Below are 18996 nucleotides of genomic sequence, written 5' to 3'. Positions count from 1 at the left end.
GATATGACTGTTGTTGTACCGCCGGCTGCCTTCGATCAGGACGTCTGGTACTCGCGCTGCCCCGTTCCGACGCCGTTCGCGGTGGCGCTCAAGCAGGGCTGGCTACATGACGCGCTGGCGGGTCAGGACGGCGGCGCCTCGGTGCCGTGGCGTTCGCTCGGGGAATCCCGCGACGATGCGATCCGCAACGCGCATTTCACTCACGCCAAGGCCGATGTGTTTCGTCATGGCGGCAACATTCCGCCGCTCTGGGCGAGGTCGGAGGGGGCCGAGACGCGGTTGCTCGGCGTATCCTGGGTCACTATGCGGCAGCAGGTGCAGGTGCTGCCTGACAGCGGCATCCGCTCGCCTGCCGATCTGGCTGGCCGCAGGATTCTGATCCAGCGCAGTCCGGCCGCGTCGATCGACTATTGGCGCGCATCGACCTTGCGCACCTATGAAGCCGCGCTGGCTTCGGCCGGTCTCGGTCTCGCCGATGTGCAATTCGTGGAGCAGATCTCGCAGGTGGGCTCCCAGTCGGGAGCGCAGGCGAAGCTGTCGCCGGACGGTTCGCTTTGGACTGCCGATCGCAGCCTTGCCCGCAGGCGGGAGTTGCTGCTGCCGCTGGTGCGCGGCGAGGTCGATGCCATCGCCACCCAAGCGCATTATGGCGTCGAATTTGAGGGCCTGATCGGCGCCACGACGATCTTCGATCGCTCGCTGGCGCCCGACCGGCTCGACCGTGTCAACAACGATACGCCGGACGTGCTGACGGTGAGTGCCAATCTCATCGAGCAGCGCCCCGAAATCGTCGAGCGGGTCATCCTCCAGCTTCTGCGCGCGCGAGACTGGGCCCGCGCCCACCGCGTCGAGGTGGTGCGCCTGATGGCGCAGGAGTTCAAGACATCCGAGGCGCTGGTCGATCAGAGCTGGGGCGGCGATCTCGCCGATGGTCTCGATATCGATCTCGGTGAAGAGAGTCTCGCCGCGCTGCAATCGCAGAACGACTTTCTGCTGCGTCACGATTTCATCAGCCGGCCGGTCGATCTCAAAGCCTGGATTGATCCGCGCCCGCTGGAGGCTGCCCGCGCCCGTTACGCCGCCGAACGGCCCGATTCCGACACACGCGCATAAGTGAGGAAGCACAAATGGAAGTCTATTGGTACGTTTTCTACGTCGACGGTCAGCATCCGTGGCATGCATCGAAGACGCGTCACGTCGATCGCCGCTACCTGAAAGCACTTGGCGCGACGATCGATGCTTCGGGTTTCCATGGCGCGCTGGTCGCAACCGGCGCAGGCGGCGGCTGGGATCCCTGGGTGATTTCATCGACGCTAGCGGCTCATACCGAACGAATGCGCTTCCTGATCGCGGTCCATCCGTCGCTGCTGTCGCCGACCTTGCTGGCGAAGCAGGCCCTGACCTTTGATCATCTGTCAGGAGGCCGGCTCGATATCAACATTGTAAACGGTCATGCCGGCCTGAGCGCGTCCGGCGTCCATCTGCAGCATGATGAGCGTTATGCGCACGGCGCCGAATACCTCGACGTGTATCGCCGCTTCATTGGCGGCCATTCCGGACCGATTGATTTCCGGGGCAAGTATCTCGACATTCGCGGCGGTCAGCCCGTCGGGTCGCCGATCCAGTCTCCGTATCCGCCGATCTGGGTCGGTGGATCGTCGGACGTGGCGATCGATCTCGCTGCGAAACACGGCGACGTCTATGCGAGCTGGGCCGAGCCACTCGACAAGCAGGCGGCCCATGTCGCGACGTTCCGTGCAGCAGCGGCCAAACATGGTCGCAAGGTCGAAACCGCGATGACGGTGCATGTCGTGGTTCGCGATACCGAGCAGCAGGCCTGGGCCGAAGTCGACAACATGCTGCAATATGCCAATCAGGATGCAGTCGATGCGCTTCAGCGCGGTTTGCGCGCCGGACAGTCAGTGGGACAGGAACGTGCGTCGGCTCTGCATGGGGGTAAATTGCCGAAGCATGCGCGCGATCTCGAAATCGCACCTAACGTTTGGGCGGGCTACGGCCTGTTGCGCGTCGGGTCGAGTATCACGCTGGTCGGCACGCCCGCCCAGGTTGCCGCGCGCCTGATCGAATATCACAATATCGGGGTCGACAAATTCATCCTGTCGCATCACCCGCTGCCGGAGGAAGCACTCCGCGTTGCAGACGACCTGCTGCCGTTGCTTCCGCTCAGCCCGGTCAATCCCCAGCGAGAGGCCGCGCAGCGCACCGCGCGCACCTTCAACAACCAACTCAACGGCGTGGGGGTGCGGTGATGAGTGTGAAGGTTGGAATTCACCCGCAGTCGCCGGCCGGCCCGATCCTGCTGCGGGCACCGGCCTTTGCCGGCATCCGCGAGGCGCTGCGTAGTGAGGTCGAGTGGGTCTATTACGGACACGGCACGCAGACGCCGAAGCAATTTGCCGATGGCACCATCGATGTCGGGCTGACCGGCGCGACGCCGCCGATCGCCATCCAGGCCGCAGGCCAAGACATCACCTATCTCGCGGTCGGCCAGCCCCGCCCGCATTCCGGAGCCATCGTGGTGCCTGCTGCATCGCCGGTTCGTGATCTCGCCGGTCTGGTCGGGCGCAGGATCGGCTTTGCCCTCGGCTCGTGGCACACGGCGTTCGTTGCCCTCGCGCTGGACGGCATCGGCCGATCATTCCGCGATATCATTCCGGTCAGCTTCGTCGATAGCCAGGGCCGGGTCGATCCGGCCAGCGTCGACGCATGGGTCGCGCGACCAGAGGAGATCGACGACCCTGCGCTGCGGGTACTCGTTGCCGTCGGCGACGTCTGGAGCAATCGCAGCGTCAGTTTTGTACGCAGCGAGATCGCGGCCCGCGCGCCCAGAACGCTTGCGAAGATTGTTACGGCGTTGGATCAGGCGGGCCGCTGGCTCGGGCAAAACCCTCGGGAAGCGGCCGCGTTGCTCGAGGACGGCAGCCCGGTCGGGCGCGATGCATTGGAGCGTGGCATCCGCCGGCAGACCGGAGCGGAGGGCCTGTCCGTCGCTGATGACGATTTCAGATCCGAACAGCAGCGGGTGGCCGACGTCCTCGCACAAGCAGGGGTACTGCGCTCGGTTCGCCTTTCCGATGCCATTAATGAGCGAAGCAAAGCCATTTGGACGCTCTCCCGTGAACTCGCCGCAAGCCTGGCGACCGTCGCGTAGACGCGTCGCGTTCTCGTCCGATTCCTCCTTTCCCTTTGGAGTACCGACATCATGTCACTTCGTTTCAACTCGCTGCTTTTGGCTGCGGCTCTTGCCGGGTTGGCCTTCGCGCTGATGTTGGCCGATATTGCGCCGTTAGCCGCGCAGGGCGCCAAGCCGGTTGATTTTCAGTTCGGCGTCATTCGCGGGCTCACCACCTCGAATCTCGCCAAGGAGAATGGCGCATTTGACCGCAGGCTCGGTGAAGCCGGCGCCAGGCTGGTGTGGCGCGGCCCCTATCCGGGCACGCCCTATGAGGCGCTCGCCGCCGGTCAGGTCGATGCGACTTTCACCACCTCGACGAATGCGGCGCCGGCGGTGCTCGGGAATGCCAAGTTCAAGATCTTCGGCTATCAGGAGCCGGACCTCGACGGCGAAGGGGTCTGGGTGAAAAAGGGCGCTGGCATCAACAGCCTCGCCGACCTCAAGGGTCGCAAGATCGCCAGCGACAAAGGAGGGTCGGGCCATCATGTCCTCCTGAAGGCGCTGGATCGTGCCGGGATCAGCCCAAAAGACGTCGATATCAGCTATTTCGACCCGGCGGACGCGCTGGCCGCCTTCAACGGCGGGCAGGTCGAGGCGATCGCGACCTGGCGGACGTTCGGCGCGTCTGCTGAGACGAAGGGCAATGGCGTGAAGTTGGTCAGTGGCCGCGACGTCGGATCGGAGAACCTGCTGATCTATATCGTCCGCGAGCAGTTCGCGAAGGAGCACCCGCGAACCATCAAGGCAGCATTTGATGCCCTGCGCGAAAGCGCCGCCGAGTCGGCCAAGGATCCCGCAGCGACCGCAAGGCTGTGGGAAAAGCTCGGCAATCTTGATCCGAAGGTCGCGCCGATCTTCGTGCCGCCAGCGTCGCGCGAACTCCACGCAGTCACGCCAGCACTGATTCCGATCTTGGACAACGCCGCCAATCTGTTCGTAAAATATGGGGTCATCCCGCGCGCGCCCGATTATTCACGCATGCTCTTCAACGTGAGCGACGTCAAAGGCTAGTTATGTCTGGCAGCGGATATCTGACGATCGCGCGACAAGACGCATACGCGCATCCGCGCGTTCGATCTGGCGAAGGATCCAACAGGGGACATGGCGCGCGGGTCAGCGCGGGACTGTTCATGCTCAATCACAATGAATTATCGGTGCCTGATCCTCAAGCAGGCCTCCACGTTCGATGTGCGATATAGCAAGCGCCGCAAGCACTGTCCGGTTGCTGATTTCAAGCTTCTGATAGATGTGATGGAGATGCTGCTTGATGGTGCCATCAGCAATATTCAGCCGCCGCCCAATTTCCTTGTTTGACAACCCTTCGGAGACCAAGCGCATGATCTGACGCTCGCGCTCTGTCAGCACCGTCAGCACACTCTCCGTAATGGCGATATTCTTTTGCTCGGAAGGTATGGCGTGATCGATTGAGGGGGGCGGCAACAGCCTTTGGCCGGTTGCGACTTCCCGCAACGACTGCACCAGGGTTTCGAGAGCTACGTCCTTCAGAATGACACCGTAGGCGCCAGCCGCAGCCGATAAAGCCAGTTGGCGTTCCTCAATGACAGCGGTGAAAAAGACGACGCGCGTGGCAAGCCCCTCGGAGTTGGCGACGGTAATTATTTCCAGCCCGGTCAGGCCTGGCATTGCGATGTCGATAACGGCGATGTCGGGCGTCAGATTTCGAATCGCTTCGATACAGCTCGTGCCTGTGCTGCAACATGCGACAACCTTGAAGCCGTTCCGCGCTTCAAGCACGCTCGCTAACCCTTGCAGAACCACAGGATGGCGGTCTGCGATCACGACGCTGGTGCAGTTCATGGGCGGTCCTCAGCCTAGCCCCCCAACACTTAAACTCCACGCTACCCCAAATATTTCCTTCTTAACCCCGGAGTCACTAATTTTCTGAAAACGCACGCTCGCTGCACCGCAACGTTGGGTGGCTATTTATAAAAGTATCACTCCAAGATAGCGGCCGTGTGACGAAGTACGCAATCACACCGCGGAATCTGTGGCGATGGCCCGGTTTGCTATTATGAACGACATCCCTCAGTACCGGCGCATCATCTATAACCAAAGGTATATAGGGAGATCGGGAATTCGCATCTAACATTCGTAAAATCGTCACGACCGACAAGGGAGGCTTCTTCAAAATCCGACCACGAAAGGCTTTCTACAATGACAGAGTTTCTTGCCGACTGAAAATATTTCAAGACCAAAACCTGCCGAAGAAGCGGCGCTTAGCCGCCGACGGATCACCAAGAAGGACTCGAATTTCAATAGCTCTTTTTTTTTGAATATCAGTTTGCGTATGGTTGGGAGGGTCGCGATGCGGAGGCAGCAATCTTTTTTAACTATTCTCGTTGGAAAAAGTATTCTTCTCAGAGAGGGGCTTGCCAGAATTCTACGCTCAGCAAATTTTCGTATCCTTGCCTCAGTATCAAGTCTCGATGATTTGCTCCCGGGCCAACTGCAAGCACACCAACCTCTGTTTCTTATTGTTCACACCGGCCATGATTTTGACGCGGCCATTGAACAAATCGAAATTTTCAGGGACCACCATCCGGACGGCCGCATTGCGATCGTGGCCGATCACTATCGAAGGGACGAGCTGGCCGCCGCGTTTCGGGCGGGTGCTAACGGCTACTTCGTCAACGTTATGACGTGCGATGTCTTCATAAAATCCATCGAATTGATCATGATGGGGGAAACAATCTTTCCTCCGGCATTTCTATCATCTGTTCTTGCTCCCGAAGGTAGTTATGCGGGCGATGCGGAATCGCACGACCAGGACAAAAAGCAGGCAATTCTTATCACCACAGAAGATCCGACCACGCCGCAATTGTCGCCACGGGAGAAATCAATTTTGCAGTGCCTGATCGAAGGCGCTTCCAACAAAAGCATCGCGCGGAAGATCCATATCGCCGAGGCAACTGTAAAAGTTCACGTCAAGGCGATCCTTCGCAAGCTCCGAGTCCAGAATCGGACACAGGCAGCGATTTGGGGGATGAACAACGGATCGCTGGCAGAACCAGCAAACAGCAACTCTCCGCCTTCATCGGGTGATTCGAACAGCCGGCTTTCAAATCCGGTTGCTATGATCTCCGAGATCAAGAAAAGCGAGCCGCCCGCCCCGATGGGTACGATCAACCATGCGTCAAAGCATGTTGAAGTCTCTAGCATCGACCGTCTGATCCGTAAGGGCATCAACGGAAAGATCTGTGTCACGGCACGGCTCGGCAAATAGCCAGGGATTATTGCGCAGACCAGAACGATCGCGCCGATCGATGGTTGTCGGATGGTGGTGCTCGTACCGGCGAACGATCAAGCGCAGGTGCGTCAGGCGCCGACAATCGCGCAGCGGTCGCGACGCGACCCGATGAATCGTTCCGGCGATCCTCGGTGACGGCTGATGCAACGTCGCGCGCGCGACAGACGCCGGACGGCAGTTGCTGGCAGGCTGGCTTACAAGTCGTGGCTGTCGCCGCCATTCCAATCGCGACGATGTGAATCTTGCTTTCCGACATTCACGCCGCGAGACAGCCAAAGTCCTGCCCGGCCAGTCCCGTCATGCGCGATGTGGAGCTGCGGCATTGCGCTCCGATACATGTGCTCAAGTCATTCCAACTATCATTCCCACATCTCATGCAAACGCACGAAGACGTATTGATAGTCCGCGTCTAGTTTTCTCTTCAATGCCATTCCGGTTCGGCCATCAGCGCCAGGTCGGGCTTTCGCGTTGACATGATGAACGATTGCGCGCTCCAGCAACACAGGAGGATAATATGAAGGCTGTCATCCAATGCGGCGGAAAGGGAATGCGCTTGCGGCCGCATACATCCATCTTGCCGAAACCGCTTATGCCGATCGGATCGCGGCCCGTTCTCGAACTCCTGCTCAAATGGCTCAGGCGAAACGGAATCAGGGACGTGTTCATCACGACTGGATATCTGGGTCATCTTATTCGCAGTGTTTGCGGTGACGGCAATCAGTGGAACATGCAGATCGTTTACACGCAGGAGCTGGAACCGCTTGGAACGATCGGCCCGCTGTCACTTTTACGAGAACAGCTCGACGCGCCGTTTCTGGTCCTCAATGGCGATGTGCTTACGGACCTGAACCTCAGTCAATTCGTGAGCTGTCATCGGCGACACCAGGGGCCTCTCACCATTGCCACTGCCACACGTCCTACGAAAATGGACTTCGGCGTGATCGATGAGACGGGCGGATGCGTCACAGGATTTCGCGAGAAGCCTGAACTGTCGCATCTCGTGAGCATGGGCATCTACTGCATGGATCCCTCGGTGCTGGATCGCATTCCGTCAGGTGTTCCATTCGGCTTCGATGATCTGATGGCCCAGATGCTGGAGGAGGAAATACCCGTGAACGTATTCAAGCACAACGGCATGTGGCTCGACATCGGGCGGGTAGACGACTTCCTCAAGGCTCAGGATATCGCATGGGACGAGCAGTCGCCTCCGGCGTTCGTGGCAACCGCCGCAGCCTGACGAAGATGTCGCATGTCACGGCTGTCGCTCGTGTCACTCCAGATGTTTCGCTGAATCCGGGATCGGAGATAACACATGCTATTGGTATCAGAGCCAGTCCTGGGTCCGGACGAGCAAACAGCCCTAGCCTCTGTCATCGAGAGCGGCTGGGTCACGATGGGAGACCGCGTCCGGGAATTCGAACAAGCGTTCGCCCATCTTCATGAGGCCGAGGATTCGATCGCCGTCGGTTCGTGCACGGCAGCCCTCCACCTGATCCTGCACGCGCTCGGCATTGGGCCGGGCGACGAAGTTCTCGTTCCATCACTGACCTTCGTCGCCACAGCCAATAGCGTTCTCTATGTGGGGGCGCGTCCCGTCTTCGTCGATATCGATTCAGCCGAGATTCCGTTGATGTCGCTGGATGACGCCGAGGCCAAATGCACATCGAGAACCAAGGCGATTATTCTCGTCCATTTCGCCGGCTACCTCGCCCACCGCGACACCTGGCAGTCCTTTGCTCGTCGCAAGGGCCTGCTCCTGATCGAGGATGCGGCTCATGCGCCCGGACTGCCCGTAGTGGGGACCTTTGGCGAGGCAGCAGCATTCAGCTTCTATGGCAACAAGAACATGACGACAGCCGAGGGGGGCGCCATTATCGCCCGCAGCCGCGCTTTAAGGGAAACCATCAGGCGGGCGCGGTCTCACGGCATGACAAGCAGCACGCGACAGCGCCTCACCAGCCGCCGTCCCGATTACGATGTAACTATCCTTGGATTCAACTATCGTATGGACGAGTTGCGTGCTGCCGTCGGCCTCGCCCAACTCAAGAAACTTCCGGAATGGAATGACACCAGACGGCGCCTGTCACTGTGCTATCGCCAGTTGATGGCGGAGCATTGCCCGGTGGTGATGATACCCTTCGCGAATCCCTGGCCATCGGCGCATCATCTGATGCCGGTCGTCCTGCCGTCGGCAATCGATCGGCAGCCTGTGATTGATCGGCTGCGCAAGCGCGGCATACAGACCACCATTCACTATCCCGCCGTACATCACCTGACGTTTTACAGAGAGCTTTACCCCGATACGTTCCTGCCGCGAACCGAGGAGTTCGCTCAACGGGAGCTCACGCTGCCGCTGCACCCCCGGATGAATCCGGCCGATGTGGAACAGGCAGTGAATTCCCTTGCAGCCGCAATTGGCACGGAGTTTCCACTAGGGGCGATCGCGTAGCCATGCGCGGGGCGGCTAACCAGCTCCTGGCGTCCACTCCTGTTACGCAGGTGGGCGTGCGGCGCGCTCTTGATATTCTGTTTGCGGGTGCTGCGGCGGCTATTCTTGCCCCTCTCTTCCTGATCGTAGCGCTTGCTATCTGGATCGAGAGCGGAAAGCCGATCTTTTTTTCGCAACTTCGTCTCGGGCAAAATGGCCGACCGTTCCGCATGTACAAATTTCGAAAATTCAGACCGGATTGCGACCGGCATGGATATCCGCTCACAATGGAGGGAGACGGCCGCCTCACTATGATTGGTCGCATCCTTGCCGCGAGCAAGCTGGACGAGTTACCGCAACTCTGGAACGTGTTGCGCGGCGACATGGCGCTCGTGGGACCGCGGCCTGAATCGCTCGTATTCTTCGACTGCTTTCGCAATGGGTTCGAGAAGGTTCTCGACCATAAGCCCGGCCTTTTTGGTCCGTGCCAGGTCATGTTTCGACATGAAAGCAAGTTTTATCCCGCTGACGTTGCGGCTGTGGATTTCTATCGACAAGTTCTGTTCCCGACCAAGGCGAAAATCGATCTCGCCTATTTCCCGCGCCGAACACTGGTTTCCGATCTCGGCTGGATTGTTCGTGCGGCCTGGGCAATAGCGGCGGGATCGCGGGCCGAATGCACGCTGAAGGATCTATCGAAAGCCCCTGGACAACAAACCGGACATTGACGGCGATGAGCTACCTTGGTGCCAGAATTCTCGTCACGGGAGCCGACGGTTTCATTGGTTCGCACCTGACCGAAGCGCTTGTTTCGGCAGGAGCCAACGTTACCGCTCTTGCCCAGTATAATTCCTTCGATAGCCATGGTTGGCTGGACGATCTGCCGGATTCGACCCGAAAGGAAGTCAACCTTGTTCGCGGCGACATCCGCGATGCGGCTTTCGTCGCTCGCCTCGTGCCCGGCCACGAGATTGTTTTTCATCTCGCGGCACTGATCGCGATCCCTTATTCCTACGTCGCTGCGCAATCCTATGTCGAAACGAACGTAATCGGCACCTTGAATGTGCTCGAAGCTGCGCGGCAGCACGGCACCGAGCGGGTCATTCACACATCGACCAGCGAGGTCTATGGCACGGCCATAACAATGCCGATCGATGAAACTCATCCGCTGCAGGGACAATCGCCTTACTCCGCTTCCAAAATAGCCGCAGACATGATGGCAGGGGCTTTCGCGAAGTCGTTCGGCGTGCCGGTCGTCATCCTCAGGCCGTTCAATACGTTTGGGCCACGTCAAAGCGAAAGGGCGATCATCGCTGCCCTCATACGGCAGGCGCTGGATCCTTCTTGCCCTGCGATCATGGTCGGGGACGCAACAACCATACGGGACCTTACATTCGTTGCCGATACGGCGGCCGCGTTCATGGCTGCCGGACTGGCCGAGGGGATCGAATACGGCCAGCCATATAACGCAGGTAGTCAGCGGGCGATCATGATCCGCGACCTGATTGACGTGATCGTCGACCTTACGTCCAGCCACAAGCCTGTGCTTCAGGATGAGAAGCGTCTGCGACCGACAAATTCGGAAGTGCGAGCGTTGCTCGCCGATTGCACCCGCTTCGTCCATGCGACGGGGTGGTCACCGCAGGTCAAGCTAGAGGAAGGACTGGAGCGGACAGTTGACTGGTGGCGTAATCGCCTTTCGGGGAAGCAAGTCCGGCGGCAGAGGGATTTCATCACATGATGGCCCCGCTGGGTTATGCCCGGGCTCTCCTGTGCTGCGGCGCCCTTGTCTTGCTCGTCTCATCCAGAACCGCTTCGGCGGAATCGATCGCAAAGGCCCAGTTCCTCCCGGCGCCTGCCATGGATTTGCCCGGCTATCTTGATCCAGCCACCGATGCATCCCTCGGTACGACCTTTGTTCGTGTGACCACGCCCGAAAGTCCCATGGGAAACGGCCTGGCTTGCAAGCGCTCCTATTGCACCCATCGCTATTCGAGTGCGCAAGCGTGGAACGCCGACCAGAGCCTGCTTGTGATTGTCAACGGATGCAATGGCCTGTGCTTTCTTGACGGGCACACCTATGCTCCGCTGTTTCGGCGACAGCGCGGGGGTGAATGCGAATGGCATCCGCAAGATCCAGAGCTCATGATTTGCGTCGCCGGGCGTCGCATTTCGCGATGGGCGCCGCGAAGCAACACCGAAGATGTGATTCTGGAGACGGACACATATAGCGAGCTTCAGTTCGGCCCTTATAAGGGCAATCCTTCCTGGGACGGTAGCCGCATCGTGGTGCGGGCCACCAACCGGCAGGGCGCGTTGATCGCATTTGCAGTGGATCTCTCCGATCGTCGGAAATTTCCTGACATCGAGCTGGCGCGACTTCCCGGTAAAAACAGCTATTGCGGGATCTCGCCGCTGGGCAAGTACATCTTCTGCCAGCAGTCTCGCATCGACTTCACAGATCAAGCATTTGTCCTCAGCATCGAGGGCGATCTCCTGCAGAGCTGGACCGAGCATCACCGACCTGGCCACGGTGACATGACCGTCGATCTCGAGGGCAACGAAGTCTATGTCGGTATCAGCAAATCGGTGCCCGACAGGTATCAGGTCATCAAACGGCGGCTCAAGGACGGGCAGGTGACGGCGCTCGCTCCCTATGGCGAAGGTCAGCATGTATCGATGCGAGCGATACGGCGTCCCGGCTGGGCCTTTGTGAGTTATGCCGGTGCCGCGCTCGCTCCGGCCGACTGTCAGAAAGTGGCTCCGTTCGCTCAGGAAGTCATCGCACTGAAAATCGATGGCAGTGGCGAATTTCGCCGCCTCGCGCATACGCGCAACGCTCCGTATGACTATTGGAGTGAAACGCATGGCTCACCGTCTCCCGATGGATCGCAAATCATTTGGTCGAGTAATTGGGGGCAACGAGGCGGCCCGGTATTCGATTTCGTTTCCCGCATCGACTGGGCCGATCGGGAGAGCGGAGACAGCTTAGCGCAAGGAGATCGTCATGAAGGGCAACAGGCGCGGTAAGGCTTTCAGCTATGTCCCTATCAGCTTCTGGGCAGGGATCGCTGTCTTGGCAGGCAGCGACGGTTGCCTTGGAGCTCAATACAGCCTCGCGCCCGGCGATACTGTCGAGATATCGATCGGTGGAGCGCCTGAACAGCGCAATAAAGCTCAGATCCAGATTGACGGCACGATTGCTCTTCCTGGGGTCGGTACGGTGCCGGTTGCTGGTCTGACTCCGTCGGAACTTCAGACCCGCATGGAGACGCTGCTGCAGTCCAGGATCCTGCGTCAGCGCTCACCTGATGGGCGTGAGCAGGCGCTCGTCATCAAGCCGGGCGACGTGATTACGAGCGTCGTGGAGTATCGCCCGATCTACGTCACTGGCGACGTTCTCACGCCCGGACAGCTGGTCTATCGCGCGTCCATGACCGTACGCCAGGCCGTCGCGGTCGCCGGCGGCTTTAGCCTGTTGCGATCTCGCGGTCAGATCGGCGCCACTGATCCGGCGGATCTGTTACGCGACTATCAATCTTTATCGACCGAGTACATCAAGGAGTATTTCCACGTTGCTCGCACCAATGCGGAAATCCAGGGCAATGACAACTTCGATCAGAAGGTGCCCGGCGATGTATCCTTGCCGGCCTCCGTCATCGAGCCGATCGTGCAATCCGAGGCCGCGTCGCTAAAGACCGCGCAAATGGATTATCGCAAGGAGCGAAGCTTTCTGGAGGATGCTGTCAAACAATCGGACGCACAGCTCTCAACGCTCAGGAAGCAGCAGGATGGTGAGGAAAAGGGCGTGCAGGCCGATGAGGATGAGCTGGATCGGATAGTCAAATTGTTCGGCGCGGGATCATTGCCAAGTCCTCGTGTCACAGAAAGTCGACGCGCTCTTCTGTTGTCGTCGACGCGGCGTCTGCAGACGATGGTCGAAGTCATGCGGCTGCAACGTCAGCGCGACGACTTCGTGCGCCAGATCGAGCGGGTCGCCAGTCAGCGAACCATCAATCTGTTGCGTGAGCTGAAAGATTCAAACGTTCGCATGGCGGACTTACGGATTAAACTGCAGGCGCTGAGCCAGAAATTGCAACCTGTCGGTGGTGCGGGAGCGCTACCTGTCGGAACGAGCGATCTCCAGGCAGAGGTAACGATCGCGCGAAAGGTCGGCCAGCAATGGAGCAGGATTGCCGTATCAGTTGATTTCGATGTCGAGCCGGGAGATGTGGTGGAAGTTGCGCTACGCCCGTCGGGAGTAGCCACTGCATCCAATTGAGCTATTGGTACAAGCAGAGGTACCCACAAAGGATACCGCTTTTTACGGCATCCGGCCGGACGGCCTGCACAAAACTCCGCGCTGAAACGTGCATCGTTTTTCCGGACGACATTTCTTCCATGTCATTCAGACCGCCAGAGGTCCTACGAACAGTAGATCGCTTCAGCCAAGTGCGCAGCCGGGTTACCTCGATTTGAACATTTACATGGCCTGTCGAAATTGGAATGCTTTCCGTTCGATCAAGCCTTGTCATCCGGTCGAAGTAGTCGGCGAAGGGAATGACGAAATGTTGAATTTGAACCAGAGCGCCACATTGCCCGGCGCGATTGCATCGCTTCACCCCTGCAGGGAATCCATCTTCAATATTTCGAATCGCGCTCCCCCTATCCGGCCAGACGCCAGTCCAGACAAGAAGCCCGGTCTTGGCGAGCAACGTGACGTATTACACGCGGTTCTGGCGCGTATTGGTTGCGGACAGGTTCTGCTTAAACGTGGTTGCGTGCTTGACGTGAGCGCCATCGGACGCGCGATACTGGAGCGCGAATGCGAGTCCGCGACCAGTCCTGAAGCACTCTACAGCGCCGTAAAGCAGTTGGTGAACCGCGCGGGGGCCCAAATTCCCGTTGGCTCGACATCATGGCTCGCGACCTCCTTCAAGGAAGGCGTCACCAGTCTGGTAAGCCAGATGCTCAATGTTTGGACGGATGAAACCAGCACCATCATCCTGCTCGATCTCGATGCTCATCCAGAGCCGACCCCCCGGGCGCTCCAGCGCTTGTTCGGCTTCACAGCCGCGGAAACCCAGTTAGCGGTCGAATTGGCGCGAGGTCACAATTTACTTGATATTGCTCGCTCCCGACGGCTGAGTCGGACGACGATACGCTCACACCTGGCCTCCTTGTTCGTCAAGACACAGACGCGGCGGCAGGCGGAGCTGGTAGCACTACTCGGGCGCGTTGCTGTCCTGCCTTCTCCCGATAATTGAGTCCGAGAAGCATTGACGCAGGCCTCCTTATCGACCCAGGCATCGACGCTGCGGCAAGTGAAACGGGTCGTCGACCGGCCAGATTCGCGCGCCCGACGCTTGAACTGATTCCGGATTTGACGATACGACGCCTCAGCTTGCGCACATCATGCCAAACGCGCTTCGGAGTAATCCTTCTGGGAGCGGTGCCCTGACTTTTCAGGATCGCCGAATATTTCCGACGCCGCCGTCATTCGAACGAATGAAGACACTTTGTGATCGCCCCGTAAGCTCGCATCGTCCGATCAGACTCGTGGACATGGAAGTTCTGTAGCCGATTTTTCGCTCGACCGAGCTGCTTCCGATTGCGACCGAGAGGATTAGCATGGCGTTGCACGTGCTTTGCGTAGGAGGCGAGGATCATTCCCTGCGGATCCCATTTCTTGCAGCTTTGCGCAGCCGTGGTTTCCGGGTGAGTGCTGCCGGAACTGGCGCTGCACTCCCGTTCTCGAATAGCGGTATCGAGTATCATCGCTATGACTTCAATAGATTCGGTGCGCGTGTTGCCGACCGCCTGGCCATCGGCCAGCTCTCACAGCTTGTGCGTGGCATTCGCCCGGACGTTGTTCAAACGTTCGATACCAAACCAAATCTGCTTGCTCCTCTCGCGGTTAGAGGCGCAATCCCCATTGTGCGCACCATCAACGGAATGGGGTGGGTATTCTCCTCGGCGGGCCTGAAAGCTCTCGCATTCAGGCCGGCCTACCTGGCGATGCAGCGGCTGACAGCCCGCTGGACCTCGGCAACGGTATTTCAAAATAAGGAGGATAGCGACTTTTTCCGCCGCTACCGCCTGCTGGGCAACAGCCCCGCCGTACTGATCGGAAGTTCGGGTATCGATGTCGATGGTTTCGAGTCAGCACGGGCTCAGGCGCCGTCCACCGTGCAACTTCGTACAGAACTCGGACTCGGTGACGACGAAATCGTCCTCACTGTGAGCCGACTGACCGTACAGAAGGGCATACCCACGCTTCTGGACGCGGCGGCCATTGTTCGTGAAACACGGCCCCGCGTACGTTTCCTGCTTGTGGGCCCAAGGGAGAGCGAAGGTCCCTTTGCCGTCGATCAGGCTTTGATTGATCGATATGCACCACACGTAATCGCCCTCGGTGCGCGATCCGATGTTCCTGCGCTCCTGGGAATCGCAAGTGTCTTTGCCTTCCCGACGGAGTATCGCGAAGGAATTCCCCGCGTTCTGCTGGAAGCAGGTTTGGCGGGTGTGCCTATTGTCGCCACGCGCATGCCAGGCTGCGGCGATGTTGTGGTGGAGAACTGCAATGGCCATCTGGTACCGCCCCGCGATCCGCGTGCGCTCGCCGCGGCCATTCTTGATCTTCTTCAGCATCCTGCCCGCGCAAAGAGTATGGGTCAGCGTTCGATCGCACTCGTGCGCCGTGAATTCGATCTAAATGTTGTGGCTGACCGCTACGCCGATCTTTACAGGAAGGTGATTTTCACCGGGAGGCGAAGCGAAGACCCGACTGGTCTACCCCGCGATATCCATGAAGATCGAACGGCTGGCCGGCATAGCGGGGCAGCACCATGATCACCAATGCGCTCCTCTCCTTTGGCGTCGTGCTCACGACAGCTTCACAACTGCGCCTTCCGGGAATTCCGCTCGGTGTTGGCGAAATCTGTCTCGTCCTATGGCTGATCATCGTCTCATTGCGTGCCGTCGTTACCGGCCGGATTTGCAACGCGACAGCTTTGCTCCGGATCGGCGCATTTTGGGTCTGTCTTTCATTCGCCCTGAGCGTAGGGACATGCGTGGCCTATCTGAGCCAGGAACTGGACCTTCCCTCGATGCTGCATGACGCCTTCGCGTACCTGCTGGTGGCGGCGTTTACTTGCCTCATCGTCGCAACGATGGAAACCAATGTAGCCCTACGTCAAACCCAATGGTTCCTGATCGTTTTCTGGAACATCGCGCTGGTCCTGCAGATCGCTGCGGGCTGGTCCATCATCAGCCTGCCGTCGGTCGATCCATGGTACTGGGATCGATTTCGAGGCTGGGCGGAGAATCCCAATCAGATCGCTCTCTACTGCGCTGTTCTGACGCCGCTGTCTCTCAGCCTTGCCCTATCGGCCAAAGGGTTTGGCCGCATCGCGGGATCATTCAGTTGCCTGCTAACCTTCATCGTCGGCCGCCTGACTAAAAGCGATACATTTCTTGTTGCGATGGTGACTGCCGTTGCGGTCTTTTTCCTGCTGCGTTTGCGCAGTTGGCTGACCTCGCCGCAACACAGATTCAGTCTCCGGTCTGTAGTTGCGGTTCTGGTCATCGTTGCCGCCGTTCCGCTGGCGCTGACGTTAGCACCGTATGCCGTCGCGACCGCCGATGAGTTTGAAGGTCTGGCCATCAGTCTGGCCAAGGACCGTGGCGGCGAGGCAACGAAGCGCACGGCGTCCTTGCGAGTGCAGCTCTGGGAAGATGCGCTCCATCGAGGGCTGAAAGCCGGATCGCTCGGGCTCGGGCCGGGCCCGCATCTTGAGAAGCCGAACGTCGCCGACAACAGGTTGCTTCCGACTCCTTTCGAGGCTCACAGCACGCTGTTTGACATATTCACGCAAGGCGGCCTGCTCGCCGTGATCGCTGTTTGCAGCCTCTTTGCCAGCGCGTTCCTGCTCGCGTTCCGAGCGAAGCTCGATGCCTTAGCAGCATTGTTTGTCGCGCTGGCCATTTTCAGCATAAGCCATTTCATCTTGCGTCATCCCATCGTGTGGTTCGCGTTTGCTCTCGGCCTGATCCTCGGATCGGCGCCCGCCCCATCGCCGCACACGCGCATCGGAAGCTAGATCATGTGTGGAATCGCCGGAATTCTTCAGATGCCACGAGCTTCTCGATCCGCCGATCTGGATGCTATCGGCCGAATGACAGATCGGTTGCACCATCGTGGACCCGATGCCCACGGTTCGTGGTGCGATCGCGACGCCGGGATTGCATTCGGGCATCGCCGGCTCGCCATCGTCGACCTCACGGATGCGGGGCGACAACCGATGCTTTCCGAGAGCGGCCGGTTCGTCATCACATTCAATGGCGAGATTTACAATTATTTGTCGCTGCGACAGGAGCTTCAACGCCTCGGCCAAAACTTCGTCGGCAGCAGCGATACCGAGGTCCTGCTCGCGATGATCGAGAGATGGGGATTCGAAGCGGCCCTGGAGCGCAGCAATGGCATCTTCGCAATCGGCCTCTGGGATCGCCAGACCCGCACGCTCCATCTGGCCCGCGATCGAATGGGAAAGAAGCCCCTGTACGTCGCCAGAACGCGAAACGCCGCTGTCTTTGCTTCGGAGTTGAAGGCGATCGACGCGTTCCCCGACTTCCATCCAGAGATCAATCCGAGCGGGGTCGCTGAATTTCTCGCCCGCGGCTGGTTGCCGGATGAGCATTGCATATGGAAAGACGTCTTCAAACTTCTACCCGGCAGTATTCTATCCTTCAGCGCCGATGATCTTCTGGTGTCGCGGGATGCTGCAGAGCTTCAAGCAAAGACGCACGCCTGGTGGTCGCTGACTGACATTGCCAGGAACGGCCGAGAGAACCTCGTTTCCGCGGACGATTGCCAGCTCGTGTCGCATCTTGATGGCTTGCTTCGAGAGGCCGTCGGTGAGCGTATGGTCGCCGACGTGCCGATCGGGCTGTTCCTGTCCGGCGGCATCGACAGTTCAACTGTCGTCGCCCTGATGCAATCCCAATCCGCCCGTCCCGTCCGGACGTTCACTATCGGTTTCGGCGAACCCTCCTTCGACGAAGCAGCCAGTGCCGCGGCCGTCGCCCGTCACCTCGGCACGGACCACACGGAGCTGCGTCTCACTCCCTCGGAGGCCAGAGATGTCATACCCGAACTGCCCCGTGTTTGGGACGAGCCGTTCGCCGACGAATCGCAGATTCCGACACTGCTGCTATCCCGCCTCGCCCGCCGGGATGTAACTGTTGTCCTCTCCGGTGACGGAGGTGACGAATGTTTTGCCGGATATTCCAGGCATCTGTTGACTGCCCGTCTGGCTCCGCTCCTTAACTCCAATCGAGCACTTCGGCGAGCCGCGGGAGTGGGTGTGTCATTGCTCGCCCGCGGCGTGCGGGAGGACATCGCCGACGCGCTGCCTCTTCCAGGTCGTCTGCGACGGATGATCGGAAGCGACCGGATTAGCCGCCTTGCGCAACTGTTTGCAGGCAATGACGCTGACGACATGTACCGGAAAGTCATGCGACTTTCCGAGCTGCAATTGACCCCGGAGCAGATGGTCACTGATTCAGGCAAGGTGCCGTCACTGAACGATCTTCTCTCCGATTTCATTTTGCGAGACATGATCGGCTACCTCCCCGGCGATATTCTGGTGAAGCTCGATCGCGCCACCATGGCGACAGGCCTGGAGGCGCGCTGTCCAATTCTCGACCATCGCGTCGTGGAATTCTCCTGGCGACTGCCGAACACGGCCAAGGTGCGTCACGGGCAGGGCAAGTGGATCTTGCGGCAGGTTCTCAACCGTTACTTGCCGCGCCAGTTGATTGACCGACCCAAGCAGGGGTTCGACGTTCCTATTGGCGCCTGGTTGAAGGGACCACTGCGCTCATGGGCTGCAGACCTACTCTCCGAATCGCGCCTTCGTCGTCAGAATTTGCTGGATGCACAGAGAGTCCAGTCCTGCTGGCATGACCATCTGAGCGGCCATCGCGATCATTCGCGAACGCTGTGGGCCGTCCTGATGTTGCAGTCATGGCTGGAAACGATGGTTGAACAGAGAATGTCCCGATCGACAGACACCCTCGAGCCCGCACAGTAGAGGAGCGAGC

General features: G+C 59.3%; 16 protein-coding genes. 15 read left to right on the top strand and 1 reads right to left on the bottom strand.

Annotation, left to right across the window (positions count from 1 at the left end; all coding sequences use genetic code 11):
* Positions 1-3 precede the first annotated feature (3 nt).
* The 4 genes from ACEK02_RS18815 to ACEK02_RS18800 are packed head-to-tail and all read left to right on the top strand — an operon-like array spanning position 4 to position 4207.
* Positions 4-1113: an ABC transporter substrate-binding protein gene (locus ACEK02_RS18815; RefSeq protein WP_371423090.1), complete on the top strand. Its 1110-nt coding sequence runs from the start codon at positions 4-6 to the stop codon at positions 1111-1113.
* Positions 1114-1127: 14 nt separating this feature from the next.
* Positions 1128-2270, top strand: coding sequence for an LLM class flavin-dependent oxidoreductase (locus ACEK02_RS18810; protein ID WP_371423089.1), 1143 nt, complete (start codon positions 1128-1130; stop codon positions 2268-2270).
* Positions 2270-3172 (top strand): ABC transporter substrate-binding protein, encoded by a 903-nt coding sequence (locus ACEK02_RS18805; protein ID WP_371423088.1) that lies wholly within the window; start codon positions 2270-2272, stop codon positions 3170-3172. Before ACEK02_RS18810 ends, ACEK02_RS18805 begins: the two co-directional genes overlap by 1 nt.
* Before the next feature lie 51 nt (positions 3173-3223).
* The gene (locus ACEK02_RS18800) at positions 3224-4207 is read left to right on the top strand and encodes an ABC transporter substrate-binding protein (RefSeq protein WP_371423087.1); all 984 of its coding nucleotides are present in this window, start codon (positions 3224-3226) and stop codon (positions 4205-4207) included.
* A gap of 123 nt (positions 4208-4330) precedes the next feature.
* Here the strand turns inward: ACEK02_RS18800 and ACEK02_RS18795 are convergent, their stop codons facing one another.
* Positions 4331-5014 (bottom strand): LuxR C-terminal-related transcriptional regulator, encoded by a 684-nt coding sequence (locus ACEK02_RS18795; protein ID WP_371423086.1) that lies wholly within the window; start codon positions 5012-5014, stop codon positions 4331-4333.
* 370 nt (positions 5015-5384) lie between these two features.
* Between ACEK02_RS18795 and ACEK02_RS18790 the strand changes: the two genes are divergently transcribed.
* The 11 genes from ACEK02_RS18790 to asnB all read left to right on the top strand — a co-directional run bounded on the left by ACEK02_RS18790 (position 5385) and on the right by asnB (position 18986).
* The gene (locus tag ACEK02_RS18790; protein ID WP_371423085.1) at positions 5385-6440 is read left to right on the top strand and encodes a LuxR C-terminal-related transcriptional regulator; all 1056 of its coding nucleotides are present in this window, start codon (positions 5385-5387) and stop codon (positions 6438-6440) included.
* A 538-nt stretch (positions 6441-6978) separates the two neighbouring features.
* Entirely contained in the window at positions 6979-7701 is a 723-nt protein-coding gene (locus ACEK02_RS18785; protein WP_371423104.1) for a sugar phosphate nucleotidyltransferase, read from the top strand.
* 75 nt (positions 7702-7776) lie between these two features.
* Entirely contained in the window at positions 7777-8913 is a 1137-nt protein-coding gene (locus tag ACEK02_RS18780) for a DegT/DnrJ/EryC1/StrS family aminotransferase (protein WP_371423084.1), read from the top strand.
* Between the two features lie 2 nt (positions 8914-8915).
* On the top strand, positions 8916-9620 hold the full coding sequence (locus tag ACEK02_RS18775; protein WP_371423083.1) for a sugar transferase: 705 nt from the start codon (positions 8916-8918) through the stop codon (positions 9618-9620).
* 5 nt (positions 9621-9625) lie between these two features.
* The gene (locus ACEK02_RS18770) at positions 9626-10633 is read left to right on the top strand and encodes an SDR family NAD(P)-dependent oxidoreductase (RefSeq protein WP_371423082.1); all 1008 of its coding nucleotides are present in this window, start codon (positions 9626-9628) and stop codon (positions 10631-10633) included.
* A complete protein-coding gene (locus ACEK02_RS18765) occupies positions 10630-11922 on the top strand; it encodes a hypothetical protein (protein ID WP_371423081.1) in 1293 nt (430 codons plus the stop codon). The genes ACEK02_RS18770 and ACEK02_RS18765 overlap by 4 nt, the downstream gene beginning before the upstream one ends.
* Complete coding sequence (locus ACEK02_RS18760; protein ID WP_371423080.1) at positions 11900-13174, top strand: polysaccharide biosynthesis/export family protein; 1275 nt, start codon at positions 11900-11902, stop codon at positions 13172-13174. The genes ACEK02_RS18765 and ACEK02_RS18760 overlap by 23 nt, the downstream gene beginning before the upstream one ends.
* A 193-nt stretch (positions 13175-13367) precedes the next feature.
* Positions 13368-14159, top strand: a complete 792-nt coding sequence (locus tag ACEK02_RS18755) for a helix-turn-helix transcriptional regulator (RefSeq protein WP_371423079.1) — start codon at positions 13368-13370, stop codon at positions 14157-14159.
* A 364-nt stretch (positions 14160-14523) separates the two neighbouring features.
* Positions 14524-15744: a glycosyltransferase gene (locus tag ACEK02_RS18750; RefSeq protein ID WP_371423078.1), complete on the top strand. Its 1221-nt coding sequence runs from the start codon at positions 14524-14526 to the stop codon at positions 15742-15744.
* Positions 15741-16994: an O-antigen ligase family protein gene (locus ACEK02_RS18745; RefSeq protein WP_371423077.1), complete on the top strand. Its 1254-nt coding sequence runs from the start codon at positions 15741-15743 to the stop codon at positions 16992-16994. The genes ACEK02_RS18750 and ACEK02_RS18745 overlap by 4 nt, the downstream gene beginning before the upstream one ends.
* Before the next feature lie 3 nt (positions 16995-16997).
* Positions 16998-18986, top strand: a complete 1989-nt coding sequence (gene asnB, locus ACEK02_RS18740; protein WP_371423076.1) for an asparagine synthase (glutamine-hydrolyzing) — start codon at positions 16998-17000, stop codon at positions 18984-18986.
* Positions 18987-18996 lie beyond the last annotated feature (10 nt).

Source organism: Tardiphaga sp., assembly GCF_041424195.1.
In the GTDB taxonomy this organism is placed as follows: domain Bacteria; phylum Pseudomonadota; class Alphaproteobacteria; order Rhizobiales; family Xanthobacteraceae; genus Tardiphaga.
The sequence above is the reverse complement of the archived record's forward strand: the minus strand, read 5'-3'. Positions and strand labels throughout refer to the sequence as shown.

Coding starts and splice junctions, on each gene's coding strand:
- ACEK02_RS18800 (WP_371423087.1), top strand. CDS start 3,224: ATGTCACTTCGTTTCAACTCGCTGCTTTTGGCTGCGGCTCTTGCCGGG.
- ACEK02_RS18805 (WP_371423088.1), top strand. CDS start 2,270: ATGAGTGTGAAGGTTGGAATTCACCCGCAGTCGCCGGCCGGCCCGATC.
- ACEK02_RS18810 (WP_371423089.1), top strand. CDS start 1,128: ATGGAAGTCTATTGGTACGTTTTCTACGTCGACGGTCAGCATCCGTGG.
- asnB (WP_371423076.1), top strand. CDS start 16,998: ATGTGTGGAATCGCCGGAATTCTTCAGATGCCACGAGCTTCTCGATCC.
- ACEK02_RS18760 (WP_371423080.1), top strand. CDS start 11,900: ATGAAGGGCAACAGGCGCGGTAAGGCTTTCAGCTATGTCCCTATCAGC.
- ACEK02_RS18770 (WP_371423082.1), top strand. CDS start 9,626: ATGAGCTACCTTGGTGCCAGAATTCTCGTCACGGGAGCCGACGGTTTC.
- ACEK02_RS18745 (WP_371423077.1), top strand. CDS start 15,741: ATGATCACCAATGCGCTCCTCTCCTTTGGCGTCGTGCTCACGACAGCT.
- ACEK02_RS18775 (WP_371423083.1), top strand. CDS start 8,916: ATGCGCGGGGCGGCTAACCAGCTCCTGGCGTCCACTCCTGTTACGCAG.
- ACEK02_RS18750 (WP_371423078.1), top strand. CDS start 14,524: ATGGCGTTGCACGTGCTTTGCGTAGGAGGCGAGGATCATTCCCTGCGG.
- ACEK02_RS18785 (WP_371423104.1), top strand. CDS start 6,979: ATGAAGGCTGTCATCCAATGCGGCGGAAAGGGAATGCGCTTGCGGCCG.
- ACEK02_RS18765 (WP_371423081.1), top strand. CDS start 10,630: ATGATGGCCCCGCTGGGTTATGCCCGGGCTCTCCTGTGCTGCGGCGCC.
- ACEK02_RS18815 (WP_371423090.1), top strand. CDS start 4: ATGACTGTTGTTGTACCGCCGGCTGCCTTCGATCAGGACGTCTGGTAC.
- ACEK02_RS18795 (WP_371423086.1), bottom strand. CDS start 5,014: ATGAACTGCACCAGCGTCGTGATCGCAGACCGCCATCCTGTGGTTCTG.
- ACEK02_RS18780 (WP_371423084.1), top strand. CDS start 7,777: ATGCTATTGGTATCAGAGCCAGTCCTGGGTCCGGACGAGCAAACAGCC.